The following is a 23,856-nucleotide window of genomic DNA, read 5'->3' on the forward strand; positions in this document are numbered from 1 at the left end:
CCTCTAAAAACGACTTACACTTTTTCAGTCAACAACCCGCTGTTGGCTGTGTGCTCAGCTAGGCGACGCAATACCACTAGCATTTCTTCATCAGGAATTTGACGAATCACGTCACCGGTATTGGCTTCATAAATCGTCACCACATCTCGTCCGGATTCTTCATCCACTCGAAATGCGACTCCTTTGTTTATGGACGTTACAAATTCATTCATTTGTGCGACCAATTTTTCACGTTCTTCTTTGTTCAATTCTTGACGGCTTTCAGCCATCTCGATCGCAGCTTGAACAGAGAAGTCGTATTCGGTGTTTTTCGCTTTTTGCGGCGAAATCTCACCATTTGAATTTGCTGGGCTAGACGTGCCTATATCATTGCCATTTTTATTTGCAAACTTTGTGCCATTTGGCGTGCCGTAAGGCTGGATGTTCGATGCGTAGGAGGATATATCCATTACAATCTCCCTTCCACCTTATGGGCTAACGATAAAATCTATCGCTTTGGTGCCCCAGCACTAAGGTGTTGACCTCAGGCTGGGTTTACCACTTAGCCCAACAAGCTTAGCGCTGCAGATGGAGACTGCTTCGCTTGAGCTAGGATTGAAGTACTTGCTTGCTGAAGAATTTGCGACTTAGTCATCGCAGTGGTTTCCTTCGCGTAATCAGTATCTTTAATACGGCTTTTAGACGCGTTAACGTTCTCGTTAATGTTGTCTAGGTTGCTGATTGCGTGGTTGAAGCGGTTTTGGAAAGCACCGAGTGAAGCTCGTTGGCTGTCTACGGACTTAAGAGCGCCGTCGATAACCGCTACTGCTTCTTGAGAGCCAGCTACTGTGGTTACGTCGATGTCTTTCACTGTTACGTCTTTCGGACCACCAAAGCCGATCTCGTCTGCTAGGTTGCCAGAAAACTCAACATCACCTTCAACTTTTTGAGAAGAAGCAAATACTTGTAGTTTGCCATCTTCGCCAACAGAGGCTTTTACATCATCGTTTTGACCGTTGATGTATGTCGCTAGCTGTTCAATATCATCGCCTTGCTTAGCGCTGATTGATAGCTCTTTCTCTTCACCCTGCTTGTTGGTGTAGCTCATTTTGAACTCTGTTTTCTCACCAACAGTCCAAGATGCGTCTTTACCCTCTTCTGCTGCGTAGCTCTTACCACCCATTGCTGAAGTGTCTGAGCGTAGGTTACCCATAGAAAGCATCACTGCTTCACCTGAGTCCGCCCCGATTTGGAAAGACTGAGTACCGTAAGTACCGTTTAGAAGCTTGTTACCACCGAAAGAGGTAGTTTCAGCAATACGGTTTAGCTCGTCGTTTAGCGCTGTTACTTCTTCTTGGATCGCTACACGTTCTGCTTTTGAGTTAGAGCCGTTCGCCGATTGAAGCGAAAGATCACGCATACGTTGTAGGATGTTGGTAGATTCATTCATTGCACCTTCAGCAACCTGTGCAATAGAAATACCGTCATTTGCGTTTTTCACTGCCATGTCTAGGCCACGGCTTTGTGCATTCAAGCGGTTTGAAATCTGTAGACCTGCAGCATCGTCTTTCGCGCTATTGATTTTATAACCCGAAGACAAACGCTCCATTGATTTTTGTTGACCGTCAGCTGCCTGGTTTAGGTAACGCTGTGCAGTCATCGCAGAAACGTTAGTATTAACGTTAATCGCCATAATTGATCTCCTTAAGGCTTTAGTGAATGTACCGTCGTGTCTCTCACCTCACTTAGGTACATCTCATTTCTCTCAGTCCCTTTAACGGCGACCGATGAATATCCTTTAGAAGAAATTTTCAATTTTTTGCGATTACTTTCTTTGGCTTACTGAAATGTGATGAAGCTCTAATGTCGTGATTCGCAGAAATCCTGGGGGCCCAAAAGACAGAAAAAAACCCAGCCGAAGCTGGGTTTACTCGCTCATCTCTCACCACGAGCCAATGAGGTTCTCGTCTTAGGTTTGAAATTAACCTAGCAGACTTAGCGCTGAGTTTGGCGCTTGTTTCGCTTGCGCAAGGATTGAGCTTGACGCTTGCGATAGAATTTGTGATTTGGTCATTGCCGTCGTTTCTTTCGCGAAATCTGTATCTTTGATACGGCTCTTCGACGCATTCACGTTCTCGTTAATGTTGTCCAAGTTGCTGATTGCGTGGTTGAAACGGTTCTGGAATGCACCCAGCTCTGCGCGGTGGCTGTCTACGTATTTCAGTGCCGCATCGATGATAGCAACAGATTCTTGTGCGCCACCAACTGAGGTTACGTCGATAGTATCTACCGTTACCTTTTTGCCTTCGCCCAAACCTAGTTCACCAGATAGACCACCTGAAAACTCGACCTCGCCCTCAACTTTGTTGTTGCCAGCGAAGATTTGCAGTTTACCGTCTTGGTCTACTGACGCTTTCACTAGGTCAGTTTGGCCGTTAATGTAAGTCGCAAGCTCTTCAATATCATCACCCGCTTTTGCGCTGATGTTGATTTCTTGCTCTTGGCCGTAGCTGTCCGTTAGGTTGATTTTTAGGTCATTCTTGCCTTGGGCAACGTTCCAATCTTTACCTTTACCGCTTTCTGCTTGGTAGCTTACACCGCCCATCATTTTGTTGTCTGAGCGCATGTCTTTTAGCTCAAGCATTACCGCTTCGCCGTTATCCGCACCGATTTGGAACGATTTCGCGCCGTGGGTACCGTTTAGCAGCTTGTTACCACCGAAAGAAGTGGTTTCTGCGATGCGGTTTAGTTCGTCGTTGAGAGCGGTCACTTCTTCTTGAATCGCAACACGTTCTGCTTTCGAGTTTGAACCGTTTGCTGATTGCAGAGACAAGTCACGCATACGTTGAAGAATGTTAGTGGTCTCGTTCATTGCACCTTCAGCAGTTTGTGCAATCGAGATACCGTCGTTCGCGTTGCGAACCGCTACATCCAAACCACGGCTTTGTACGTTCAAACGGTTCGAGATTTGTAGACCCGCAGCGTCATCTTTTGCGCTGTTGATTTTAAAACCTGAAGACAAACGCTCCATAGAAGTTTGTTGAGCTGAGTTTGCGTTGTTTAGGTAACGCTGAGCGGTCATCGCTGATACGTTAGTGTTTACATTCACTGCCATGGTGATTTCTCCAATTGATTTTCCGGTGTAGCGGTTTCCGACGTCTCGGAAAACCAAGTAGTTCTCTCAAAGTTACTTTTATTAACGGCGCATGCCCTGTTTTCTTTAGAGAAAATTTTGGATTTTTTTGAAAATAATTCGTTTGGAGGGGTAATCGTGACAAAGCGGATAAAAAAGCAAAAAAACTTTCATTTTTCGCTAAAGCTTCTTTTCGAATTGTCGATACAGGCAGGTTTTACGTTAAATTCGGGCAAGGCCGTTCATCAGCCAAGTAAAGTTAATGCTAGGTTGGGCGCTTGTTTTGCTTGTGCAAGAATAGAAGTACTGACCTGCTGCAAAATCTGCTGCTTCACCATTTGCGTGGTTTCTTTCGCGTAGTCAGTGTCTTGGATACGACTGTTGGAAGCAGCTAAGTTTTCGTGGATGTTATCGAGATTATTGATCGCGTGATTAAAGCGGTTTTGATACGCGCCTAACTCCGCACGACTGCCATCTACCGTTTTCAAAGCATCATCTAAAATGCCGACCGCCATCTGAGCGCCACCGACCGTGCTAATATCAATACTATCTACCGTTCTATTTACGGTGACATACTTGCCAAGTTCTAACTCATCAGCCAGGCCACCACTGAAGGTTGGTCCAGGGTATTTTATGGCGTCCTTGTGGGACATGAGTAACTGCAGTTGTCCCTCCTCATTAACAGACGCTTTCACTTTATCGGTTTGCCCATTAATGTAAGTCGCGAGTTCTTCTATATCGTCGCCAGCTTTAGCTTCAATACGGATCTCCTGCTCTTCAAAATTGTTATCACGGTAGCTGATAACAATTTCATTATTTCCGTTTTGAACCGTCCAATCTGAACTGACTCTTTGATATGAGCTCATTGAAAAGCTACCTAAAGATTCCGGCTGCATGGTCCGCAGGCCAATTTGTACCGCTTCACCAGCCGTTGCTCCGATTTGAAAAGACGATGTACCGAATGTGCCATTCAGCAATTTACGTCCGCCAAAGGAGGTCGTTTCTGCAATACGACTTAACTCATCATTTAAAGCAGAAACTTCTTCTTGCAGTGCAGTGCGCTCCGCTTTGCTGTTTGAACCATTGGCTGACTGTAGCGACAAATCACGCATACGTTGCATGATATTGGTCACCTCATTCATCGCGCCTTCCGCAGTTTGCATGATGGAAATGCCGTCATTCGCGTTACGTACCGCGACATCCAAACCACGCATTTGTGATTGCAAGCGGTTGGAGATTTGCAGACCCGCAGCGTCATCCTTTGCGCTATTAATACGCTTCCCTGAAGACAAACGCTCCATGGATTGGTTCAGCATATCCGTTGCACTGGTCAAATGACGCTGTGCGACAAGTGCTGCTACATTGGTATTAACGGTGATCGCCACGAATAAAGAGTCCTAAAATTAAGGCTTTGAGTACTTATCGACCAAGTAACAGAAAAGTTTAGTGTTTTTTGAAAAGAGATTGGAATAGAAATAGAAAACAAAAGCCCTCCAATTGGAGGGCTTAAGAAATAAAGTCTGAGAACTTACTTGATGGCTAGCTCTGCGAGCATTTCTTGTGAAGGAGCGAAGAAGTACGCACCAGTTACCGCTTTTGTGAAACGAAGCATTTGGTCTGTTTTACCATCGGTCACGCCGTACATACTTTCTAGCATCACTTTAATGTTATGAAGTGTATTGCAGTAAGAAATAAACAGCAGGCCATGAGGCCCTGTTACCGTCCCGTATGGCAAGCTATGACGGACAATCTTGAGACCTTTTCCTTCTTCTTTAATATCAACGCGACCAACGTGTGATGCAGCAGGAACGTCTTCTAGCTCTATAGAGTCTGGTTTGGTACGACCAATCACTTTTTCTTGCGCTTTGACATTCAAGCGATTCCAAGCGGCAAGGTTATGTTCGAAGCGTTGAGCCATGACATAACTGCCTCCAGCAAATGGGCCCTCTTTTACTAGAGCCACATCAGCGCGAGCCTCCCCTTTCGGGTTTTCTGTCCCATCAATAAAGTCTGTCATATCACGAGCATCAAGGTAACGGTACCCATATGTTTCGTCCACAATGGTGACATCTTGTGCCGTCTCTTCTAGGAACTTACGCAACACGTAAAAATGCAAGTCGTGACGAGTCGAGTGACAGTGAATCAGTACATCTACGTCTGTTGCTGGAGCAACGATGTCACCTTCGCCAAGTTGAGTAAAATCAATAAGCTCTTCTGGCGCGTCTACATTAAGGTGTTCCCAAAACGATTTTGTGAATGCGATAGAAAGCGTCAGCGCTGCACCCGGCTGGGTAATGTTTAACTCTTCCACCAACTTTGGCAGTGCTTTCAGTTTTTCTAATACGTTTTCACGGTTTTGGTTCACTTTGAGTTGAGTGTACAGTGCAAATGGCCCGGCTTCTGGCACGATCGCCGTTTGAGCTTGTGACATTGAGGTTTCCTCTATTACTTTGCCCCAGAGTGGGAAGTTATTGTTTTTAATTCTTTGAATGCTGCTGTTCATCGTGCGCCAATTGTGGCACATGAAAACAGTCTTTTACCCATCTTCCATTTAGAAGATAGATCATAAACCAAGCTAATAAGGTAATGGTAAGGGCGTTTGCCCAATTAAACACTCCATGTTCTAGGTACACATGATACATGGTCTGAGCAAGTTGAATACCGCACAAGATCAAAGTGATCTCGCGACCATAGCGAGTAATTCTGTTTACCCATCCTCTGTCGGGATGACGAAGCCCCATTAACCACATAAGAAGCAAACTTGGAATGCCCATCGCCAAACCTAAATACAACGTACTTGAATCTGGGTAAACAATAGCGAGTAGCTTACTGCCACTATCACGACTTACACCAGCCATGGCAAACACCACCCATGAACGCACAAGAAACATCCATCCCACCCATAAAATGATCGGCGCCTTTAAAAATCCATGAGCGTCATATTGGTCAAACGAATAGCGCACAACATCTTCTTCTTTATGTGATAAAAACGTCACTTTAACCTATCGTTTCAGAGTTGCAAGCCAACAAAGATGAGAACTGAAGTTCATTTCAGCACCTTACACAGGTAAACTAAACAAAGATTTATAGCGACGTTGATGAGAAACATGAAAAAAAGAACTCCTGCCACCCCTGTGCCTTCTCAAGAAACTCAAGCCGAAGCGATGAGAATTGCCAAATCCACGCAGAAACCGGGGCAAACCAAAGAGCAAACCAAGCTTATCGCTCAAGGTATCGAAAAAGGCATCGCGCAATATAAGAAACAACAAAAAGAGCGCAACCGCCAAGCCGATAAAGCGAAGAAAAAACAGCAACGTGAAAAACAACGTCAGCATGAAGAGATTATCGAACAAGACAATATCACCGACGATGCGCCAAACCATTCATCAAGCAAACTGCCTTGGACACTACTTGTTCTGAGCTGGATTGGCTTTGCTGCTTACATAGTATTGGGGAAATAGCTAATGAAACGCCTGTTACTTGGACTTTTTGTCGTGCTTCTAACGGGTTGCACGATGCCTTCTCACCTTACTCATGCTCAAAGTCAAGATGTTCATATTCGCATTGACGCGCAATTCGACCCTGAGCGATGCGAATACAAAGGCGAAGTCACCGGAAGTGAAGGCCATTGGTATAACTACATTTTCATGACTAATGACGCGATGATGCAAGGCGCGATGAACGATTTAAAAAACAATGCAGCGGCTATCGATGCAGACACCGTTTTTATGGTCTCCCCACAAGATTTTATCACTTCATTTAGCGTGCTGGGTTCCGCCTACCGCTGCAATGGATGAGGCCTGAATATGAAAAAAGCCAGCAATTGCTGGCTTATGCACGAAATCCAAGACTGCTAGCGATATCTCTCTCCCGCTCTAGAACCCATTGGCTATCAAAAGGCCCCCAATCTGAAAGTTGATAATAGCCGTCATTATGACGTCGGCCATCTTGAACGAATATGAGTTCAATGCCGATCCCAGGTAACGCCTTGAGTACATCTTGAATAGTACGACGAGGCCACCCCGTTTTTTCGATCAACTTTGGCACATTCGGCCTTTCTAGGTTTTCCACCAACAAGGCCAAATATAGCCGCCTTGCAAAAACAGGACTCAATTCCATTGACACCTCCTAAAATTGTGCTGATTCATTATTTCGTTTTTGCTCAGCGAGGTGTTGCGTTTGATCAATAACTCGACTTTTCCATTTGATTTAGACGAATTTTTATTCGATTTATAGCGCATTCATCGTAAATAAGTTATGTGACATTAGTTATCTCAATCTATCTGAAAATATTTTCCACCGCATTTTGTCAGTTTGATTGCTTCTTGATAGGATGCTTTAACAGCCCAAATCACTTAAGTGCGTCTTAACCGCGCCAGTGAAAAATAGAACAAAGAAAAAGGAAAGACTATGTCGATTACCATGTTTGGTATTCCCAACTGCGATACGATCAAAAAAGCCAAGAAATGGTTAGAAGCCGAGGATATTGCTTACGACTTCCATGACTACCGTAAGCAAGGCATTGATGCAGAAATGGTAAGTGAATTTTGTCGCGCTTTAGGTTGGGAACAGGTGCTCAATAAACGTGGCACAACCTACCGCCAATTAGCGCAAGAGCAGAAAGGCACACTTAACGAGGAAAACGCCATCGCTCTTTTGGTAGAAAACCCTGCGATGATTAAACGCCCAATTTTAAAAGTGAATGATCAACTTCATATCGGTTTTAAAGCTGATCAATACGCTAGCATTTTCAACTCTTAAATAAAGGAATACTCAAGGATGACAGACAGTCCAGTATTGGCACTTGCTAAAGATCTGATCAGTAGACAGTCCGTAACGCCGGAAGACGCAGGTTGTCAGGATTTGATGATCGAGCGCTTAAAAGCACTCGGGTTTGAAATTGAAGTGATGGTATTTGAAGACACCACGAACTTCTGGGCTCGACGTGGTTCAGAAGCGCCGCTATTTGCGTTTGCTGGCCACACCGATGTGGTACCAGCTGGCAAATTGGAACACTGGAATACACATCCGTTTGAACCGACCATTATTGATGGTTACTTGCATGGCCGCGGCGCAGCTGACATGAAAGGGTCGCTCGCCGCTATGGTTGTTGCAGTTGAACGCTTTATCGCCGAAAACCCAGATCACAAAGGCTCAATTGGCTTCTTAATTACGTCGGATGAAGAAGGGCCATTTATCAACGGTACCGTTCGCGTTGTAGAAACGTTGATGGAACGTGGTGAGAACATCGATATGTGTATTGTTGGTGAACCATCCAGCACCGAAGTGGTTGGCGATGTAGTGAAAAATGGACGCCGTGGATCCATCACTGGTGATTTAACGGTAAAAGGAACACAAGGCCACGTGGCCTACCCTCACCTAGCCAGCAATCCAGTGCACGAGTCTCTACTCGCGATTCATGAACTCGCGACGACAGAATGGGACAAAGGGAATGATTACTTCCCACCGACCAGTTTCCAGATCCCGAATGTATCGGCTGGCACTGGTGCGTCTAACGTTATTCCTGGCGAGTTCCATGTTCAGTTCAACCTACGTTTTAGTACTGAGCTTAACAATGACGCAATTGTTCAGCGTGTTACCGAAACATTGGACAAGCATGAGCTGGACTACGACCTAAAATGGACATTCAACGGTGACCCATTCCTGACCGATACGGGCGCACTGCTAGACGCGGTTGTAGCTGCTGTGGCCGAAATCAATGATACGAAGCCAGCGCTACTTACAACTGGCGGTACTTCTGATGGTCGTTTTATTGCTCGAATGGGAGGTCAAGTCGTAGAGTTAGGCCCTGTTAACGCTACGATTCATAAAGTGAACGAGTGTGTGAAAGTCGACGATCTTGAAAAGTTGACGGACATGTACGAAAACACGTTGAAACACCTATTGGCGAAGTAATCAGCGAGAACACAATGACACCAGAGCAACTCACCGGAATCACTGATTCCCATCTTCAATCCACACTAGTGGGGCAAAAGGCATTTATGCTTCACCCTAAAGTAGTCAATGACTTATTGAAGATGATTAATGCCGCAACCGAAGCAGGTTTCAAAATGGAAATCGCCAGTGGTTTTCGTGACTTTAATCGCCAAAAAGCCATCTGGAACGGGAAGTTTTCTGGTGAGTTGCCAATTCTCGACATCAACTCCCGCCCTTTGAATAAAGCAGAGTTAAATGACGAAGAGAAATTGATGGCCATTTTGCGCTGGTCGGCATTGCCCGGAGGAAGTCGTCATCATTGGGGTTGTGATTTTGATGTCTATGCGCGCAATTTATTGCCTGCTGACACCAAACTCAAGTTGGAACCTTGGGAGTATCTTGAAGGCCACCAGCAAGCGTTCTACCAATGGTTAAAAGCCAACCTTGGTCGGTTCGGTTTCTTCTTCCCTTATCAGCATGATTTAGGTGGCGTTTCGATTGAGCCTTGGCACATTAGTCACCGCGCTGTCGGGCAGCAATGCCTCGAGCAGTTGACGCTTGATGTACTCAGAAGCCAGTTGATTAAACAAAATCAGACCGACAACATTGCAGGGATTGACGTCATACTGAATAATTTGGATAACGTCGTTGCCAAATTTATTCACAATATCACGCCGCCGGAGGCTCTATGATAGAAATACTAACCAATCCTTGGGTCATTATTATTGTAGTGTTGAGCGTGGTCATTGGTAATATTGCCGCACTCAAATATACCGCAAAAATGAAGTTTGGTCAGATGGATAAAAGCCGTAAGAACGATTTAGATAAGCTGAACACATTGGATAAACAGCGCTACGCTGAAGAAGATAAAAACAAAAACGAGCCTCGTTAGTTACTCACCAGCTTCATCTCGACACATTTAATCTAAACATCAAAAAAGGGACCACTAGGTCCCTTTTCTATCATTAAGTAAACACGCCGCGTTAAGCTCGCTTTGTTTACTGCTTCACTGTTGCAGCCAATACAGGCGCTAGTGATTTCAAAAACTCTTCTTCTACTGGCTTGCCAGAGGAGTCGGTGATATTGATAGACGTACGGTTGCCTAAATCACCAAGTAAGAATGTGTACTTACCAGCGGCTAACTCCACTGGTTTAACGCCGATATCGTTCCAGAATTCATCATCCGGAGATGCATATTTCGCAGTGATTGTGCCCTGAGACTGGCTACGCTCTTCAATCTTAAAGCCCATCTTAGGTAGAATATTAGGCAGACGTTGCCAAAGCATGTTGTATTGCGCACGCGCGATAATCACAGGAAGTCCGCTGCGGTCTTTACCCATTGTGATTGGGATCTGTTTAACCAACTCTTGCGCTTTACGCTGTGCTTCTTCACGCACTTCTTGATCGTAGCGAGCGGTGACCAAGTTCGTCATGAACACATTGTAGCGCTCACGGTTGGTCGCCGTTACTTCTTTCACTTGATTGCCTTCACGCCAGTCAATAAGGCTCACCTTAAAGCCGTGTCGACCATTTGCTTCAGCGCGTACGATTTCATATCGGCTGCCAATTTCTAGCTCTTCATCTGGCGAATCCCAAGTCACCCATCCTGTCTCGATGCGAGAGTCTGTTTGGCTTTCAACTGGAATCTCGTTAGCCGCGACCATGTTTTGCACCGTTTGCCAAACTTTATCTAGTTCATCTTTACGAAGTAGCCAAAGTGTCACTTCACCATCACTGCTGCGGTCCAAACGTGCACCGGGAATAAGCTCTAGGACTTGTTGAGGTGGACGAATGTCGACATCTTTACCGACACCACCAGCGTAGTTACCCTGAGGGATCTCGTAGTTAGGGTAAAACTGAGGCTGTGCACCCTGTGGGACATTCCACTCACCCAAATTTGGGGAGTTCAAATACTCGAAGTCATCTTTTGCTTGACGACGTTGATTGGCACCACCTGAACAGGCAGTCAATACGAATACAGCTAATGAACTTAACACTAACTGGCTTGAAAGCTTCATCTATACTCCTAAAACACCGAGGGCGCTTTGGCCCCCAGTATGAACTTCAATCCTAGTAACTCAATCTTAATAGCTCAATCTTAATAAATATGGGCGTCTGTTAGCGACTGCTCGACGATCGGCTGCGATTTTTCAGAAAGCGTAGTTAAAGGAAGACGCAAACCACCTTCTTCAATCAAACCAAGCTTTTGCGCTGCCCATTTTACTGGGATAGGGCTTGCTTCGATGAAAAGGTTTTTGTGTAGAGTCATCAAGCGTTGGTTAATCGCTTCTGCTTCTTCGTACTTACCTTCACTTGCCAAATGGAACATGTCTGCCATGTCTTTAGCTGCAATATTGTTCGTTACCGAGATAACACCATTGCCGCCAAGTTTCACAAAATCCAGCCCTGTCGCATCATCGCCACTTAGTAAGATAAAATCTTCGCCACAAAGTTCACGATGAATTGCAATTCGTTCCAAATCGCCCGTTGCATCTTTTAGAGCTACGATATTATCAAGCTTTGACAAGCGTGCCACTGTTTCTGGCTGCATATCAACAGCAGTACGGCCTGGTACGTTGTACAAAATTAGAGGCACATCACTCGCTTCGGCAATTGCCTTGTAATGTAGAAACAAACCCTCTTGAGTTGGTTTGTTGTAATACGGTGTCACACTCAGGAAGCCAGCAATACCAGAATCAGCCAGTAATTTGCTAAATGTTACTGCCTCATGGGTTGCATTTGCACCCGTGCCAGCAATCACAGGGATGCGACCGTCGGCAAACTCAACAGTTTTATTAACGACCTTTACATGCTCTTCAATGGTCAGTGTCGCTGACTCACCTGTTGTGCCTACTGCCACAATACCGTCTGTACCCGCTTCAACGTGGTACTCTACTAGCTTTTGCAGACCGTCAAAGTCTACTTCGCCATCTGCTTTGAATGGCGTAATCAGCGCTACGATACTTCCTGAAAACATGTTTATCTCCCTCATTTAACTCTTTCTGCATGGTACTGTAATGCGATTGAAAAACACAAGAGCGTAAACTCGCTTACAAAGTACAAATGAATGAATAATTACCAGTTGTTAGAGGTCTAGCAACTTAATTGCTCTATTTGGTTTGATTAACGGCAATATTGATAATCGTGTTGGGCTTTCGAGTGACTTTAGAATCTATCAGTGATTTGGAAAATACTGAAGAGCACAAGCAAGGAAAATATACTCTTTGGTCTTGTTAGCCAAGTCAGATCTAAGTGAATAAAACGGCCAGACAATAGGCAAGCACATCATGCAAACGTTTTGTTTATCCTACAGCCTGCATTTACTGTTTATTTCCCACCACTCCCCTCAACATCCTCCTGCTTTTTATAGACTAAAAAGAACTGGCTCGATATTTCTTCGCAATATCTGTGCTAACATCTCTCTATTGAAGAAAGGACAAGAAGCTCATTTATGAAGCAACATCTGGTACTTACAGCAGTTGGAACGGACCGTCCAGGCATTTGTAACCAAGTCGTACAGCTCGTTACTCAAGCTGGTTGTAACATAGTCGATAGCCGTATCGCTATCTTTGGCAGCGAATTTACGCTGATCATGCTCCTGACTGGGAACGCCAGCAGCGTGACTCGAGTTGAAACGCAATTGCCCCTGCTTGGCCAAGAACATGACCTTATTACGATCATGAAACGCACAGCGGCGCACGAACTGCTCGATAACAGCTACACCATGGAAGTGTTTATTGAGTCTGAAGACCGCCCTGGGTTAACTGAAAAATTTACTAAGTTCTTCGCTGATCAGCAGATTGGTTTAGACTCTCTTAGCGCGCAAACCATCAGCAAGTCGAAAATTCAACTCGATTCTGACCAGTTTCACATTGCGATTACTGCATCTGTAAGCGCGGATTTTAATTTGATGCAGTTACAAGAAGACTTCGATGAACTTTGTAAGTCGCTCAACGTACAAGGTTCTCTGAATTTCATTAAAAACACACTATAAAGTAAAGGAAATCAAAATGAATACGCTGACAGCAGGCTCGCCAGCGCCAGCCTTCTCTTTGCTCGACCAAGACGGAAATACCGTTTCTCTTGAAGACTTTAAAGGCAAGAAAGTACTTTTCTACTTTTACCCTAAGGCGATGACGCCGGGTTGTACTACACAAGCAAAAGGCCTTCGTGACATCAAAGCTGAACTCGATGCACATAACGTGGTGGTACTCGGCGTAAGCATCGACCCTGTAAAGCGCCTAGGCAAGTTCATCGAGCGCGATGATTTAAACTTCACTCTGCTTTCTGATGAAGACCATGCCGTTGCTGACCAGTTCGGCGTTTGGGGCGAAAAGAAATTCATGGGCAAAGTATACGACGGTCTTCACCGCATTAGCTTTCTGATCAATGAAGAAGGCGTGATCGAACATGTGTTCAACAAGTTCAAAACCAAAGATCACCACGAAGTCGTATTAAACTACTTAAACGAAAACGCTTAAACGCTATTGTTTTTCTACAAACAAAAAGCCCAGCAAACTGCTGGGCTTTCTTTTAACCATCGTACCTTTGGTAACAACTACTCTTGTTCGACAGGTTCGTTTTCTTCCGTGCTTGGTAATGCATGCCATACGGCTTTGACTAATGTCGCTAAAGGAATGGCGAAGAACACCCCCCAAAAACCCCACAGCCCACCAAAGACTAATACAGCCACAATGATAGCAACTGGGTGTAAGTTTACTGCCTCGGAAAACAGAACAGGAACCAACACATTACCATCCAGCGCCTGGATAATACCGTAAGCAAGCAACAACCAATAAAACGGAGGCGTTAAACCCCATTGGAACAAACCAACGATAGCAACAGGTACAGTAACAGCCGCCGCACCGATATAAGGAATCAAAACCGACAGACCAACGGCTACGGCAAGCAACGCCGAGTAACGAAGATCTAAAAGGGCAAAAGTCACGTAGCTCACACCGCCCACGATTAAAATCTCTAACACTTTACCGCGAATGTAATTTGATATCTGCTCGTTCATTTCATGCCAAACTTTATTCGCCAATTTACGGTTTTTCGGCAGAATACCGCTTGCGATTCGCAGCATTTCTTCTTTGTCTTTAAGCAAAAAGAAGATAAGGAGTGGCACTAAGATCAAATATACCGCTAGCGTTGCAATGCTAACTAATGAAGCAAGCGACCCTTTGACGACACTTTCACCCAGCCCCAGTGCTTGGTTTTTGGCGTTCGTCACCACGGTTTCTACTATTTCTAAATTGGCTAGTTCAGGATGGCGCTCTGGCAATGTGACAATAAACTTTTGTAGCCCGTTGTACATGTTCGGAATATCGTTAATTAGATTACCGACCTGAGTCCAAATCGTCGGAACCAAGCCAAACAACGCAATTAACATTAACCCGACAAAGACCAAGATCACGATAATAACCGACAAAGTGCGCGGCACGCCCATACGACACATTTTGACAACTGGCCATTCAAGTAGATAAGCCAAAACGATCGCGACAAGTAATGGCGCAATCAAGTGTCCAAAGAAGTAAATGGTGATAAAGCCAAACAGCAAGATCGCGACGAGACTTACTGCGTGAGGGTCAGAGAAACGTCGTTTATACCAACGACTAACCATTTCAAACATCTTATGCGGATTCCTTATTGAAGACAGTCAATGTGTAGTGCTCTGATGTAGATTGGCAATCAACTGAGTACCCTTGGGCACTAAGATAGTTCACAATGTCTCGTTTAGAGCTGTTGTCCACCACTTGAATGACAAGTTGATGATACTGCTTTGCTTCTCCTTGAAAGACCTCAGCAGCATGACGCTTTGCAAGTAACAGTGCCATAGGACAACGTTGCTCACGCAAATCAAGTAACATGGATTCCATTGTATTGCTCTGCACTTATGATAGGGTTGTATTGTAACGGCTTTTTGAGCTGGTGCTAGCACTTCTGACATGATTTAACCACATGCTGAAATAGCTCGGATGTAAAATAATTTACGAAACCAATTCATTTATTTCCGGTCTTACTGTTAGCTTATATCCTCACGGATAACCAAAACGTATGTGGCGCTGTTAATAGGCTCTCGACCTGTAACCACATGCTTATGTATTTTGGAGAACCTTTTAAACGTATGTTAAAACGCACTCGCTCGCTAGTTTGCTTATGTCTTGCTGCTGCCATCAGTTCGCCGACAACTTATGCCAATAGCATTGACTTGCCAGACATTGGCACAGCTGCTGGTGGCACGCTTTCAATAGACCAAGAGTTGATTTATGGCGACGCCTATATGCGTATGCTCAGAGCCAGTAAACCTATCGTTAATGACCCTGTCATCAATGAATATATTGACTCTCTTGGGCACAAATTAGTGGCCAATGCGAATGATGTAAAAACGCCGTTCCACTTCTTTATGATTCGCGACCGTAATATCAACGCATTCGCGTTTTTTGGTGGCTATGTAGCGCTGCATTCTGGGTTGTTTCTTCATGCTCGTTCAGAAAGTGAGCTGGCCTCTGTTGTCGCTCACGAGATAGCGCACGTCACACAACGTCACCTTGCTCGGAGTATGGAAGAACAAGCGCGTCGCTCTCCGGCCACATTAGCCGCACTTGCGGGGGCACTACTACTTTCAATTGCCTCACCCGAAGCGGGGATGGCTGCAATTACAGCAGCAACCGCGGGCAACATGCAAAGTCAAATCAACTACACTCGTGCAAACGAAAAAGAAGCGGATCGCTTTGGTATTTCGACATTAGCAAAAGCCGGCTTTGATGTTCAAGCAATGCCAAGGTTTTTTGGCCGTCTTGCTGATGAGTATCGTTATGCGAGTAAACCGCCACCAATGCTCCTGACTCACCCTTTGCCTGAAGATCGAATTACCGATAGCCGTGCGCGAGCAAGAACCTATCCTCCAATGCGTGTTGTGCCTTCAATAGACTATCATCTAGCTCGCGCGCGCATTGTGGCTCGTTACGCTGGCATTGATGGACAAGCCGCCCTGAGCTGGTTTGAGAGAACCCAAAAGAAAGCCTCTGCGGACATTACACCTGCTTTTGATTATGGTCGAGCACTCGTGCATTTAGACAATAAACGCTTATCTCAAGCGGAACCAATTTTGAAAAAGTTACTGGAACAAGACCCAAGTAACCCGTTTTACTTGGACGCTATGACGGATTTATACATCGAGAAGAAGCAGCCAGAAAAAGCAACCGAGATGCTCCGCAAAGCGTTATCTCGTAACCCTCAAAATAAAGTATTGACCATTAACTACGCCAATGCGCTACTTGAGGACAATAAAAACGATCAAGCCACGCGAGTTCTTCAAAGATACACTCATGACTATCCTGAAGATACAAATGGCTGGCACCTAATATCGAAGAGCTACCACGCGCTGGGGCGTAGCGATGAAGAGTTGGCTGCTCGAGCAGAAATTTTGGCATTGCGAGCAAATTGGAATAAAGCGATTCAATATTATAGTGAAGCAAGTAAAATGGCCAAGTTGGGCAGCTTAGAGCAAGCGCGATACGATGCCCGTATCGACCAACTCATGATCCAAAGAGATCGATTCATGGCATTACAATAACGAAATGGAGAAAACCATGTCAGTCGTGATTTATCACAACCCTCGTTGCTCAAAGAGCCGTCAAACACTTGAACTGCTTGAGCAAAATGGTGTTACACCGGAAGTCGTCAAATACCTAGACACACCACTTAACGTGGATGAACTAAAAGCGCTGTACGCCCAGCTTGGCTTTTCATCTGTACGTGAAATGATGCGCACTAAAGAAAGTGAATATAAAGAGCTTGGCTTAGGCGAAGACTCCGTCAGCGATGAGCAATTATTCGAAGCAATGGCGAAAAATCCAAAGTTGTTTGAGCGTCCGGTTGTCGTTGCTAACGGCAAAGCAAAAATTGGTCGCCCACCAGAGCAAGTGTTGGATATTTTATAAATGGATTGCCAGATCCTTATTTTGTATTTCAGCCGTCATGGCTCGACAAAACAACTGGCAAGACAAATAGCAAGAGGAGTCGAATCGACTCCTCAATGCCAAGCAATTTTGCGTACAGTTGAAGAATTGTCACCTCACTCACACTCCCCTTCTGATCCAATTGTTACTCTAGAGGAACTAAAAACGTGCGACGGTCTAGCGTTTGGCAGTCCCGTCTGGTTTGGCAACATGGCTGCGCCTTTAAAGCACTTCTGGGATCAGACTACATCTTTATGGGTCAGTGGTGACTTAATCGATAAGCCTGCTTGTGTCTTTACCTCTTCGTCCTCGATGCATGGTGGTCAAGAAACAACGTTACAAAGCATGATGACCCCTTTATTGCATCACGGGATGATGGTTTTGGGCATTCCTTATTCCGAGCCAGAGTTACACACTACGCAGTCCGGAGGCACTCCGTATGGCGCCAGCAGTGTAGGCCATGAGGCAACCCTAAGCAGTGAAGAGATTCGCCTGGCACAACAATTAGGCAAAAGGCTGGCAACTGCAGCGTTAAAACTAAAAGTCTGTTAGTAAAATCAAGGATAGTTAATCGATGTCTGACTCTTTAGACCAAACACCACTCGGTACACAGGCTAAAACCTATCGTTACCTGGCTTTATTTGGCAACTTAGCCTTATTAGCCTGGGTCGCTATTTGGCAGCTTGCGTTATCCCCTCACCCTCACCTCAGCAGCACAACACTTGCTATTGCTTGGTGTATTCCGCTACTACTTCCGTTACCTGGTATTTTAGCTGGTAAGCCTTACACTCATGCTTGGGCTAACTTTGTTCTTATGCTGTATTTCTTGCATGCGCTGACCATCCTCTATGTGGATGGGGGTGAACGCTGGCTTGCGGCAGTGGAACTGATACTGACTTCACTCGGTTTCGCTGGCAATATTTTGTTTGCTAGAGCGAGAGGCAAAGAGCTAGGCCTTAAGTTGAAACGCCTCTCTCAAGTAGAAAAAGAAGAAAAAGCGAAATTCAATAAATAACGCCAATCGCAGTCAATCACTGATCATTGGTTCGAATACGAATTTAGAAAACAAAAAGAGTCGCTATTGCGACTCTTTTTTATGCTTACCACATTGGTGTTTGATCCTTGCGTTTCACGCCTGGAACGCTACCAAGGAGATTACGATGCCGAGCGCCACTCGTAGATCAAGTCATACTGTTCTCGGACAGGCTCCACAATCATCGGCTGAGTTGGTTGTGTTTCGTCACTTGCTTCTGCCACAACATTTACTGGTACTTCAGGCTGCGCTTCTTTTGGCGTCGCGGCGTCTTTTGCTTCATTACTCTGAACCAATGGCTCTTCTTCTTGAGTTGAAGCTGGGGCATCAACTTCACCTAAAGGATCTTCAAAAACCATTAATTGAGAAATAGAAGAAGCTTCTTTCTCAAAAGCTTGTTGTGATGCCAAAAGGTGGATGTTGAGCGTTAACTCGTCCCCTTGAACACGCTTAATCTCTGTACCCGCAACCGAATTAAGTTGTTTTAGCGCATTCTCTAAACGGAAGAAGTCCGTGGCAGAGGTTACATTAAGGACTTTCACTGCTAGCGCTTTTGAAGACTTTCCTGAAACCACAACTGCACTCTTACTTGCATAGTAGTCTGCGATGCCATCCACCATTTCTGCAATAGCATTAGCACCTGATGCAGACCCGCTACGCGGAGAACGTTGCGCCTCTACAATTCTCGTTGGCGACTGGTCGTAGAGTGTCCAACGAATTTGTTCACCTTGAGCTCGTACAACCAAAACGGCGTCAGCTGGGTAGCGCTGGCTAGCTTGACCAATTGGCTCAATAAAGCCGCCCCAAAGATCAGAGACATTAACACCGGTTACATCATCAAAATCCCCAACCGGGATAGTGATTGGTAGGCCTCTTAGTTTCGCTGCGCTACGAAGTGCTGCAACATTTGAAGATTCAGAATGCTCCCACGCAATGTTACGATCGTAACCCTGTTCTTCAACCATCCAAACTAAAATATTGGCACGATTTGGCGACCAAGATGGCAATTGTGCTTGTGTTAAAAGAGAGCTGATTTGGTCGTTGTTAAACAACATTTTTAAGCTCGCTTTTCCATCAACCTGCCCATAGCTCAGTTGAGAAATGTAACGCGCACTTGAGCTAAGTGCCTTTTTAATCACTGGATTGCTTAAAGAGGATTGAGAACCGGTCGCTCGAACAATCACATCCTGCATACCTTGTTGACGAGCCAAAGACTCACCGTCGTTCTGCTCACTGTCGATAACCACTTCGGCACGATAGATATCCACCTGAGTTAATGCATATACTGGTAGGGACAACCAACCTATCAGTAAGAGAGCTAAATAGCGCATAGTTTTTATAATCCTCTGAACAAGAACCCGAATAATAAGCAACTATCAAATCTTGAGCAAGGTAAGTACTGAGTAAATTGTCTGTATTATGACCAGCTTTGTTAACTCGGGCCTCAACCAGCGCTTCAGTGCTATTTTTTATAATAAACTCATTGCTTATTAAGCTATCTCAACAAGTTAGGCTGTCCATTTTTCATCTTCACGCAAGATACGTAAAAGAGGACAATTTGCAAGCAAGCAACTCTCAAAAGTGCTATTTATGGGAAAAATTCAATCGAAAGTTTGATCTATGCAACATTGCAAACGATTGCAGGATGATAGTATTCGCCGGATTTGTCTGCGTATCTTGAAAATAGGGAATTATTATGAAAAACGCGTTACAAGGCGCTCAAATGCTCTTTGTCGCTTTTGGTGCTTTGGTGCTTGTGCCGCTCCTAACTGGCCTTGATCCAAACGTAGCCCTCTTTGGTGCCGGTGTCGGTACTCTCCTCTTCCAGTTAATGACTAAACGTTCTGTTCCCATCTTCCTTGCCTCTTCTTTTGCGTTTATTGCTCCTATTATGTTCGGTATCCAAACTTGGGGTATCGGTGCAACGATGGGCGGCTTGATGGCAGCGGGCTTAGTTTATGTGGCTCTAGGGGCGATGATCAAAGTGCGTGGTGTTGGATTTATCCATAAAATTCTCCCGCCCGTTGTCGTTGGCCCTGTGATCATGGTTATCGGCCTTGGCCTTGCCCCAACGGCAGTGAACATGGCGGTAGGTAAAACTGGTGATGGAGCTGCACAGCTAGTTAATGGTGATGCTGCGATCATTATCTCGGCGGTCTCACTGCTCACAACCATTGTACTCAGCGTTTTTGCAAAAGGCTTTTTGAAGCTCGTTCCTATTGTTGGTGGTATTCTTGCTGGTTACTCTGTTTCTCTATTCTACGGTGTGGTTGATTTCACTCCCGTAGAGCAAGCGGCTTGGCTAGCCATGCCAAACTTCACCGCGCCAGAGTTCAATATCAACGCAATTTTGTTCATGATTCCTGTCGCTATCGCACCTGCGGTTGAGCACGTAGGTGACATGCTTGCTATCTCAAACGTTACAGGAAAAAACTACCTGAAAAAACCAGGCCTTCACCGCACAATCGCAGGTGACGGGGTGGCAACTATCGCAGCTTCGATGGTGGGTGCTCCACCAAACACCACTTACAGTGAAGTAACAGGAGCGGTAATGCTAACCAAAGCATTTAACCCTGTGATCATGACTTGGGCAGCAATCACCGCAATCGTACTTGCATTGGTAGGTAAGCTAGGTGCGGTTCTTCAAACGATTCCAGTTCCTGTTATGGGCGGCATCATGATTCTGCTGTTCGGCTCCATCGCAACGGTAGGCCTCAACACACTGATCAAGAATAACGTTGATTTACATAAGTCTCGTAACCTAGTGATTGTTGCCGTAACACTTGTGTTTGGCATTGGTGGTATGGCTTTCGGTATTGGTGAGTTCAGTCTACAAGGTGTGAGCCTATGCGGTATCGTGGCAATTATTCTTAACCTTGTGCTACCAAACGATTTAGGTGAAAACCACGTTGTGGATAACGCACAAATGGAAGAAGAAAGCGCGAAATAGTTCGTTTGCGCCGCTTTATTAGTTGGCGTGTCTTACTCTTCTCCTCTTGTAGATACAAAAAAGGCTTGGTTTTCACCAAGCCTTTTTCTGTTCAGTCATAGTAATACATCAAAGAATTACTTAGTACCGAAGATCTTATCACCTGCATCGCCTAGACCCGGAACGATGTAGCCTTTGTCATTAAGCTTCTCATCGATTGCCGCAGTGTATAGCTCAACATCTGGGTGTGCTTTTTCTAGCGCTTCAATACCTTCTGGTGCAGCAACAAGTACCAGCACTTTGATTTGGTTACAACCTTTCTCTTTTAGGAGATCGATCGTAGCAATCATAGAACCACCTGTTGCAAGCATTGGGTCAACAACAAGCGCAATACGCTCCTCGATGTTTGAAGCAAGCTTGTTGAAGTAAGGAACTGGCTCAAGCGTTTCTTCATCACGGTAAATACCCACAACACTGATACGTGCGCTTGGCATGTGCTCAAGAACTCCATCCATCATGCCTAGACCTGCACGTAGGATTGGCACTACGGTTACTTTTTTACCTTTAATCTGGTCTACTTCTACCGGACCGTTCCAACCATCAATGGTCACTTTTTCTGTTTCAAAGTCTGACGTTGCTTCGTAAGTAAGTAGGCTACCGACCTCAGTCGCTAACTCACGAAAACGTTTTGTGCTGATGTCACCTTCTCTCATTAGACCAATTTTATGTTTTACTAGAGGGTGCTTTACTTCAACAACTTTCATGTCCATCTCCGGCTATAGTTGGCAATATTTAAACAAACCTTCAGATTATACATGATTTTCACAGGGATATCAGGATAAATCACTAAAGAAAAAAACAGACGCAAACGTTTGCTATCTATGTTTAAGCACTGTTAGAATAGCGCCGTTTTCATATCCAACTTAATACCGAGGACTTCCCTGTGAGTGGTAACAACTCTTCTCTTAGCTATAAAGACGCTGGTGTAGATATTGATGCAGGCAACGCGCTTGTGGATCGTATTAAGGGTGCGGTAAAACGTACTCGTCGCCCTGAAGTTATGGGTGGTATCGGTGGTTTTGGCGCGCTATGCGAATTGCCAACTAAATACAAACAACCTGTACTGGTTTCTGGTACTGATGGCGTTGGCACAAAACTTCGCCTAGCACTGGATATGAACAAGCACGACACGATTGGCATCGACCTAGTGGCAATGTGTGTAAATGATCTTATCGTGCAAGGCGCAGAGCCACTGTTTTTCCTAGATTACTACGCAACAGGCAAACTAGACGTTGATACCGCAGCGGATGTTGTTTCAGGTATCGCAGAAGGGTGTGTTCAAGCAGGTTGTGCCCTAATTGGTGGCGAAACTGCGGAGATGCCTGGCATGTATGAAGGCGAAGACTACGACGTAGCTGGTTTCTGTGTTGGCGTAGTAGAAAAAGAAGACGTGATTGACGGCACGAAAGTCGCTGCTGGTGATGCACTTATCGCTGTTGGTTCAAGCGGCCCACACTCAAACGGTTACTCCCTTATCCGTAAGATCCTAGAAGTATCTGGTGCAGATAAGAGCGAAGAGCTAGCAGGCCGCACTATTGGTGAGCACCTACTAGAACCAACAAAAATTTACATCAAGTCAGCACTTAAGATGATTGAGAAACACGACATCCATGCGATTTCTCATATCACTGGTGGTGGTTTCTGGGAAAACATCCCACGCGTACTGCCTGAAGGCACGAAAGCAGTTATCGATGGTAACAGTTGGGAATGGCCAGTTATCTTCAAGTGGCTACAAGAGAAAGGCAACGTCGACACACACGAAATGTACCGCACATTCAACTGTGGTGTAGGTCTAATCGTTGCACTACCGAAAGACCAGGCAGATGCAGCAGTTGCTCTTCTTAAAGAAGAAGGCGAAAACGCGTGGGTGATTGGTCAAATCGCACAAGCAGACGCGAACGAAGAGCAAGTTGAAATCCAATAATTTGCAAATCGAGCTCAAAAGATAAGAAGAATGAGGACACTAGATGACTAGGTCCTCATTTTGCTATCTAGAACACTAAAAACCATTCTATTAGTAGGTAGTTTAGAAGCTACATAACTCCAACCTACAATACCAAGGCGCTCTCGACATCATGAAAAACCATACCCTAAAAAACATTGTGGTCCTCATCTCGGGTAACGGAAGTAACCTGCAAGCTATCTTGGAATCTTGCGAAGACAGCATGCCAAACGCACGAGTGGCAGCCGTGTTCTCTAACAAAGCAGATGCTTTTGGTTTAGAACGTGCAAAAAAGTTTGATGTGGACGGTCACTTTGTCGACCCTAAAGCATTCAGCTCGCGTGAAAGCTTTGATGCAGAGCTAATGAGTCAAATAGATGAATACCAACCAGACGTGATTATTCTTGCTGGTTACATGCGCATTCTGAGCAGCGCATTTGTTTCTCATTACATGGGTAAGATGATCAATATCCACCCTTCTCTTCTACCAAAATATCCTGGGCTACACACACACCAGAGAGCAATTGATGCTGGCGATAAAGAACATGGTACGAGTGTGCACTTTGTAACGGAAGAGCTTGATGGTGGCCCTGTCATACTGCAAGCAAAAGTTCCTGTGTTCGAAGACGATGATGCTAGTGTACTTGCGGCACGTGTTCAGGCGCAGGAGCACCGAATCTACCCTATGGTGGCTAAGTGGCTGGTAGACGAGCGGTTGATCATGAAGGATGGTAAAGCCTATTTAGATGGCGCAGAGCTTGGCGTACATGGGTACGCCTCAGATGAGTAGCCCTGAATAATAAACTCCAAGCACAAAAGAGCAGCCTGAGGGCTGCTCTTTTGTGTTTTCAATACTTATAAACTTGATTCAAGAAAACC

28 protein-coding genes are annotated in these 23,856 nt (G+C 45.1%); 15 read left to right on the forward strand and 13 right to left on the reverse strand.

The window, feature by feature from the left end; all coding sequences use genetic code 11:
• Nucleotides 1-14: 14 nt before the first annotated feature.
• The 6 genes from flaG to R7Z49_RS11440 form a co-directional block, all read right to left on the reverse strand.
• The gene (gene flaG, locus R7Z49_RS11415; protein ID WP_005384493.1) at nucleotides 15-449 is read right to left on the reverse strand and encodes a flagellar protein FlaG; all 435 of its coding nucleotides are present in this window, start codon (nucleotides 447-449) and stop codon (nucleotides 15-17) included.
• Between the two features lie 92 nt (nucleotides 450-541).
• Complete coding sequence (locus R7Z49_RS11420) at nucleotides 542-1,672, reverse strand: flagellin (RefSeq protein WP_005380449.1); 1,131 nt, start codon at nucleotides 1,670-1,672, stop codon at nucleotides 542-544.
• 288 nt (nucleotides 1,673-1,960) lie between these two features.
• Nucleotides 1,961-3,094 (reverse strand): flagellin, encoded by a 1,134-nt coding sequence (locus tag R7Z49_RS11425; protein ID WP_005382039.1) that lies wholly within the window; start codon nucleotides 3,092-3,094, stop codon nucleotides 1,961-1,963.
• A gap of 263 nt (nucleotides 3,095-3,357) precedes the next feature.
• On the reverse strand, nucleotides 3,358-4,497 hold the full coding sequence (locus tag R7Z49_RS11430) for a flagellin (protein WP_005380443.1): 1,140 nt from the start codon (nucleotides 4,495-4,497) through the stop codon (nucleotides 3,358-3,360).
• A gap of 143 nt (nucleotides 4,498-4,640) precedes the next feature.
• Nucleotides 4,641-5,543 carry a Dyp-type peroxidase gene (locus tag R7Z49_RS11435; RefSeq protein WP_033907102.1) on the reverse strand — a complete coding sequence of 301 codons (903 nt, stop codon included), beginning with the start codon at nucleotides 5,541-5,543 and terminating at the stop codon, nucleotides 4,641-4,643.
• A gap of 46 nt (nucleotides 5,544-5,589) precedes the next feature.
• Nucleotides 5,590-6,075 carry a DUF2919 domain-containing protein gene (locus R7Z49_RS11440; RefSeq protein WP_025768263.1) on the reverse strand — a complete coding sequence of 162 codons (486 nt, stop codon included), beginning with the start codon at nucleotides 6,073-6,075 and terminating at the stop codon, nucleotides 5,590-5,592.
• Nucleotides 6,076-6,219: 144 nt separating this feature from the next.
• Between R7Z49_RS11440 and R7Z49_RS11445 the strand changes: the two genes are divergently transcribed.
• Both R7Z49_RS11445 and R7Z49_RS11450 read left to right on the forward strand, forming a co-directional pair.
• Nucleotides 6,220-6,573 (forward strand): DUF2956 domain-containing protein, encoded by a 354-nt coding sequence (locus R7Z49_RS11445; protein ID WP_005380437.1) that lies wholly within the window; start codon nucleotides 6,220-6,222, stop codon nucleotides 6,571-6,573.
• A gap of 3 nt (nucleotides 6,574-6,576) precedes the next feature.
• On the forward strand, nucleotides 6,577-6,909 hold the full coding sequence (locus R7Z49_RS11450; RefSeq protein ID WP_005380435.1) for a DUF4156 domain-containing protein: 333 nt from the start codon (nucleotides 6,577-6,579) through the stop codon (nucleotides 6,907-6,909).
• A 34-nt stretch (nucleotides 6,910-6,943) separates the two neighbouring features.
• Here R7Z49_RS11450 and R7Z49_RS11455 read toward each other — a convergent pair whose 3' ends face one another.
• Nucleotides 6,944-7,231 (reverse strand): helix-turn-helix domain-containing protein, encoded by a 288-nt coding sequence (locus R7Z49_RS11455; protein WP_005380433.1) that lies wholly within the window; start codon nucleotides 7,229-7,231, stop codon nucleotides 6,944-6,946.
• A gap of 291 nt (nucleotides 7,232-7,522) precedes the next feature.
• Here R7Z49_RS11455 and R7Z49_RS11460 point away from each other — a divergent pair, with 291 nt between their 5' ends.
• Genes R7Z49_RS11460 through R7Z49_RS11475 form a run of 4 tightly spaced genes read left to right on the forward strand, consistent with a single transcriptional unit; the run spans nucleotide 7,523 to nucleotide 9,941 of the window.
• A complete protein-coding gene (locus R7Z49_RS11460; RefSeq protein WP_318111672.1) occupies nucleotides 7,523-7,873 on the forward strand; it encodes an ArsC family reductase in 351 nt (116 codons plus the stop codon).
• 18 nt (nucleotides 7,874-7,891) lie between these two features.
• Entirely contained in the window at nucleotides 7,892-9,028 is a 1,137-nt protein-coding gene (dapE, locus tag R7Z49_RS11465; protein ID WP_086046958.1) for a succinyl-diaminopimelate desuccinylase, read from the forward strand.
• A gap of 14 nt (nucleotides 9,029-9,042) precedes the next feature.
• On the forward strand, nucleotides 9,043-9,741 hold the full coding sequence (locus R7Z49_RS11470; protein ID WP_025768261.1) for a M15 family metallopeptidase: 699 nt from the start codon (nucleotides 9,043-9,045) through the stop codon (nucleotides 9,739-9,741).
• Nucleotides 9,738-9,941, forward strand: coding sequence for a DUF2897 family protein (locus R7Z49_RS11475; RefSeq protein ID WP_005380425.1), 204 nt, complete (start codon nucleotides 9,738-9,740; stop codon nucleotides 9,939-9,941). Before R7Z49_RS11470 ends, R7Z49_RS11475 begins: the two co-directional genes overlap by 4 nt.
• A 106-nt stretch (nucleotides 9,942-10,047) precedes the next feature.
• Here R7Z49_RS11475 and bamC read toward each other — a convergent pair whose 3' ends face one another.
• Together bamC and dapA are read right to left on the reverse strand one after the other, a co-directional pair.
• Nucleotides 10,048-11,067 carry an outer membrane protein assembly factor BamC gene (gene bamC / locus R7Z49_RS11480; protein ID WP_005380424.1) on the reverse strand — a complete coding sequence of 340 codons (1,020 nt, stop codon included), beginning with the start codon at nucleotides 11,065-11,067 and terminating at the stop codon, nucleotides 10,048-10,050.
• A gap of 80 nt (nucleotides 11,068-11,147) precedes the next feature.
• Nucleotides 11,148-12,026: a 4-hydroxy-tetrahydrodipicolinate synthase gene (dapA, locus tag R7Z49_RS11485; RefSeq protein WP_047102853.1), complete on the reverse strand. Its 879-nt coding sequence runs from the start codon at nucleotides 12,024-12,026 to the stop codon at nucleotides 11,148-11,150.
• Between the two features lie 474 nt (nucleotides 12,027-12,500).
• Between dapA and R7Z49_RS11490 the strand changes: the two genes are divergently transcribed.
• Both R7Z49_RS11490 and bcp read left to right on the forward strand, forming a co-directional pair.
• The gene (locus R7Z49_RS11490; protein WP_005380420.1) at nucleotides 12,501-13,043 is read left to right on the forward strand and encodes a glycine cleavage system protein R; all 543 of its coding nucleotides are present in this window, start codon (nucleotides 12,501-12,503) and stop codon (nucleotides 13,041-13,043) included.
• A gap of 16 nt (nucleotides 13,044-13,059) precedes the next feature.
• A complete protein-coding gene (gene bcp / locus R7Z49_RS11495) occupies nucleotides 13,060-13,530 on the forward strand; it encodes a thioredoxin-dependent thiol peroxidase (RefSeq protein ID WP_005380418.1) in 471 nt (156 codons plus the stop codon).
• A gap of 77 nt (nucleotides 13,531-13,607) precedes the next feature.
• On the opposite strand, the gene R7Z49_RS11500 is transcribed toward bcp, so the two are convergent.
• Nucleotides 13,608-14,681 carry an AI-2E family transporter gene (locus R7Z49_RS11500; RefSeq protein WP_005389843.1) on the reverse strand — a complete coding sequence of 358 codons (1,074 nt, stop codon included), beginning with the start codon at nucleotides 14,679-14,681 and terminating at the stop codon, nucleotides 13,608-13,610.
• A gap of 1 nt (nucleotide 14,682) precedes the next feature.
• Nucleotides 14,683-14,919, reverse strand: a complete 237-nt coding sequence (locus R7Z49_RS11505) for a sulfurtransferase TusA family protein (RefSeq protein ID WP_005380414.1) — start codon at nucleotides 14,917-14,919, stop codon at nucleotides 14,683-14,685.
• Nucleotides 14,920-15,176: 257 nt separating this feature from the next.
• Between R7Z49_RS11505 and R7Z49_RS11510 the strand changes: the two genes are divergently transcribed.
• Genes R7Z49_RS11510 through R7Z49_RS11525 form a run of 4 tightly spaced genes read left to right on the forward strand, consistent with a single transcriptional unit; the run spans nucleotide 15,177 to nucleotide 18,028 of the window.
• Nucleotides 15,177-16,628, forward strand: coding sequence for a tetratricopeptide repeat protein (locus tag R7Z49_RS11510; protein ID WP_005394337.1), 1,452 nt, complete (start codon nucleotides 15,177-15,179; stop codon nucleotides 16,626-16,628).
• A gap of 16 nt (nucleotides 16,629-16,644) precedes the next feature.
• Complete coding sequence (gene arsC, locus R7Z49_RS11515; protein WP_005380410.1) at nucleotides 16,645-16,995, forward strand: arsenate reductase (glutaredoxin); 351 nt, start codon at nucleotides 16,645-16,647, stop codon at nucleotides 16,993-16,995.
• On the forward strand, nucleotides 16,996-17,565 hold the full coding sequence (gene wrbA, locus R7Z49_RS11520; protein WP_005380409.1) for an NAD(P)H:quinone oxidoreductase: 570 nt from the start codon (nucleotides 16,996-16,998) through the stop codon (nucleotides 17,563-17,565). It begins immediately after the preceding gene.
• 22 nt (nucleotides 17,566-17,587) lie between these two features.
• The gene (locus R7Z49_RS11525) at nucleotides 17,588-18,028 is read left to right on the forward strand and encodes a DUF2069 domain-containing protein (RefSeq protein ID WP_005380407.1); all 441 of its coding nucleotides are present in this window, start codon (nucleotides 17,588-17,590) and stop codon (nucleotides 18,026-18,028) included.
• A gap of 140 nt (nucleotides 18,029-18,168) precedes the next feature.
• On the opposite strand, the gene R7Z49_RS11530 is transcribed toward R7Z49_RS11525, so the two are convergent.
• Nucleotides 18,169-19,377: a DUF2066 domain-containing protein gene (locus R7Z49_RS11530; protein WP_033907510.1), complete on the reverse strand. Its 1,209-nt coding sequence runs from the start codon at nucleotides 19,375-19,377 to the stop codon at nucleotides 18,169-18,171.
• A 365-nt stretch (nucleotides 19,378-19,742) separates the two neighbouring features.
• Here R7Z49_RS11530 and R7Z49_RS11535 point away from each other — a divergent pair, with 365 nt between their 5' ends.
• A complete protein-coding gene (locus R7Z49_RS11535) occupies nucleotides 19,743-20,996 on the forward strand; it encodes a uracil-xanthine permease family protein (protein ID WP_005389855.1) in 1,254 nt (417 codons plus the stop codon).
• A gap of 116 nt (nucleotides 20,997-21,112) precedes the next feature.
• On the opposite strand, the gene upp is transcribed toward R7Z49_RS11535, so the two are convergent.
• Nucleotides 21,113-21,739, reverse strand: coding sequence for a uracil phosphoribosyltransferase (upp, locus tag R7Z49_RS11540; protein ID WP_005380401.1), 627 nt, complete (start codon nucleotides 21,737-21,739; stop codon nucleotides 21,113-21,115).
• A 179-nt stretch (nucleotides 21,740-21,918) separates the two neighbouring features.
• Between upp and purM the strand changes: the two genes are divergently transcribed.
• Both purM and purN read left to right on the forward strand, forming a co-directional pair.
• Nucleotides 21,919-22,959, forward strand: coding sequence for a phosphoribosylformylglycinamidine cyclo-ligase (purM, locus tag R7Z49_RS11545; protein ID WP_005389861.1), 1,041 nt, complete (start codon nucleotides 21,919-21,921; stop codon nucleotides 22,957-22,959).
• 151 nt (nucleotides 22,960-23,110) lie between these two features.
• A complete protein-coding gene (purN, locus tag R7Z49_RS11550; RefSeq protein ID WP_064377459.1) occupies nucleotides 23,111-23,767 on the forward strand; it encodes a phosphoribosylglycinamide formyltransferase in 657 nt (218 codons plus the stop codon).
• Nucleotides 23,768-23,856: the final 89 nt, after the last annotated feature.

Origin of the sequence: Vibrio sp. 1562, assembly GCF_033340155.1 — a bacterium.
GTDB lineage: Bacteria > Pseudomonadota > Gammaproteobacteria > Enterobacterales > Vibrionaceae > Vibrio > Vibrio alginolyticus.

Coding starts and splice junctions, on each gene's coding strand:
- flaG (WP_005384493.1), bottom strand. CDS start 449: ATGGATATATCCTCCTACGCATCGAACATCCAGCCTTACGGCACGCCA.
- R7Z49_RS11420 (WP_005380449.1), bottom strand. CDS start 1,672: ATGGCGATTAACGTTAATACTAACGTTTCTGCGATGACTGCACAGCGT.
- R7Z49_RS11425 (WP_005382039.1), bottom strand. CDS start 3,094: ATGGCAGTGAATGTAAACACTAACGTATCAGCGATGACCGCTCAGCGT.
- R7Z49_RS11435 (WP_033907102.1), bottom strand. CDS start 5,543: ATGTCACAAGCTCAAACGGCGATCGTGCCAGAAGCCGGGCCATTTGCA.
- R7Z49_RS11445 (WP_005380437.1), top strand. CDS start 6,220: ATGAAAAAAAGAACTCCTGCCACCCCTGTGCCTTCTCAAGAAACTCAA.
- R7Z49_RS11450 (WP_005380435.1), top strand. CDS start 6,577: ATGAAACGCCTGTTACTTGGACTTTTTGTCGTGCTTCTAACGGGTTGC.
- R7Z49_RS11455 (WP_005380433.1), bottom strand. CDS start 7,231: ATGGAATTGAGTCCTGTTTTTGCAAGGCGGCTATATTTGGCCTTGTTG.
- R7Z49_RS11460 (WP_318111672.1), top strand. CDS start 7,523: ATGTCGATTACCATGTTTGGTATTCCCAACTGCGATACGATCAAAAAA.
- dapE (WP_086046958.1), top strand. CDS start 7,892: ATGACAGACAGTCCAGTATTGGCACTTGCTAAAGATCTGATCAGTAGA.
- R7Z49_RS11470 (WP_025768261.1), top strand. CDS start 9,043: ATGACACCAGAGCAACTCACCGGAATCACTGATTCCCATCTTCAATCC.
- R7Z49_RS11475 (WP_005380425.1), top strand. CDS start 9,738: ATGATAGAAATACTAACCAATCCTTGGGTCATTATTATTGTAGTGTTG.
- bamC (WP_005380424.1), bottom strand. CDS start 11,067: ATGAAGCTTTCAAGCCAGTTAGTGTTAAGTTCATTAGCTGTATTCGTA.
- dapA (WP_047102853.1), bottom strand. CDS start 12,026: ATGTTTTCAGGAAGTATCGTAGCGCTGATTACGCCATTCAAAGCAGAT.
- R7Z49_RS11490 (WP_005380420.1), top strand. CDS start 12,501: ATGAAGCAACATCTGGTACTTACAGCAGTTGGAACGGACCGTCCAGGC.
- bcp (WP_005380418.1), top strand. CDS start 13,060: ATGAATACGCTGACAGCAGGCTCGCCAGCGCCAGCCTTCTCTTTGCTC.
- R7Z49_RS11500 (WP_005389843.1), bottom strand. CDS start 14,681: ATGTTTGAAATGGTTAGTCGTTGGTATAAACGACGTTTCTCTGACCCT.
- R7Z49_RS11505 (WP_005380414.1), bottom strand. CDS start 14,919: ATGTTACTTGATTTGCGTGAGCAACGTTGTCCTATGGCACTGTTACTT.
- R7Z49_RS11510 (WP_005394337.1), top strand. CDS start 15,177: ATGTTAAAACGCACTCGCTCGCTAGTTTGCTTATGTCTTGCTGCTGCC.
- arsC (WP_005380410.1), top strand. CDS start 16,645: ATGTCAGTCGTGATTTATCACAACCCTCGTTGCTCAAAGAGCCGTCAA.
- wrbA (WP_005380409.1), top strand. CDS start 16,996: ATGGATTGCCAGATCCTTATTTTGTATTTCAGCCGTCATGGCTCGACA.
- R7Z49_RS11525 (WP_005380407.1), top strand. CDS start 17,588: ATGTCTGACTCTTTAGACCAAACACCACTCGGTACACAGGCTAAAACC.
- R7Z49_RS11530 (WP_033907510.1), bottom strand. CDS start 19,377: ATGCGCTATTTAGCTCTCTTACTGATAGGTTGGTTGTCCCTACCAGTA.
- R7Z49_RS11535 (WP_005389855.1), top strand. CDS start 19,743: ATGAAAAACGCGTTACAAGGCGCTCAAATGCTCTTTGTCGCTTTTGGT.
- upp (WP_005380401.1), bottom strand. CDS start 21,739: ATGAAAGTTGTTGAAGTAAAGCACCCTCTAGTAAAACATAAAATTGGT.
- purN (WP_064377459.1), top strand. CDS start 23,111: ATGAAAAACCATACCCTAAAAAACATTGTGGTCCTCATCTCGGGTAAC.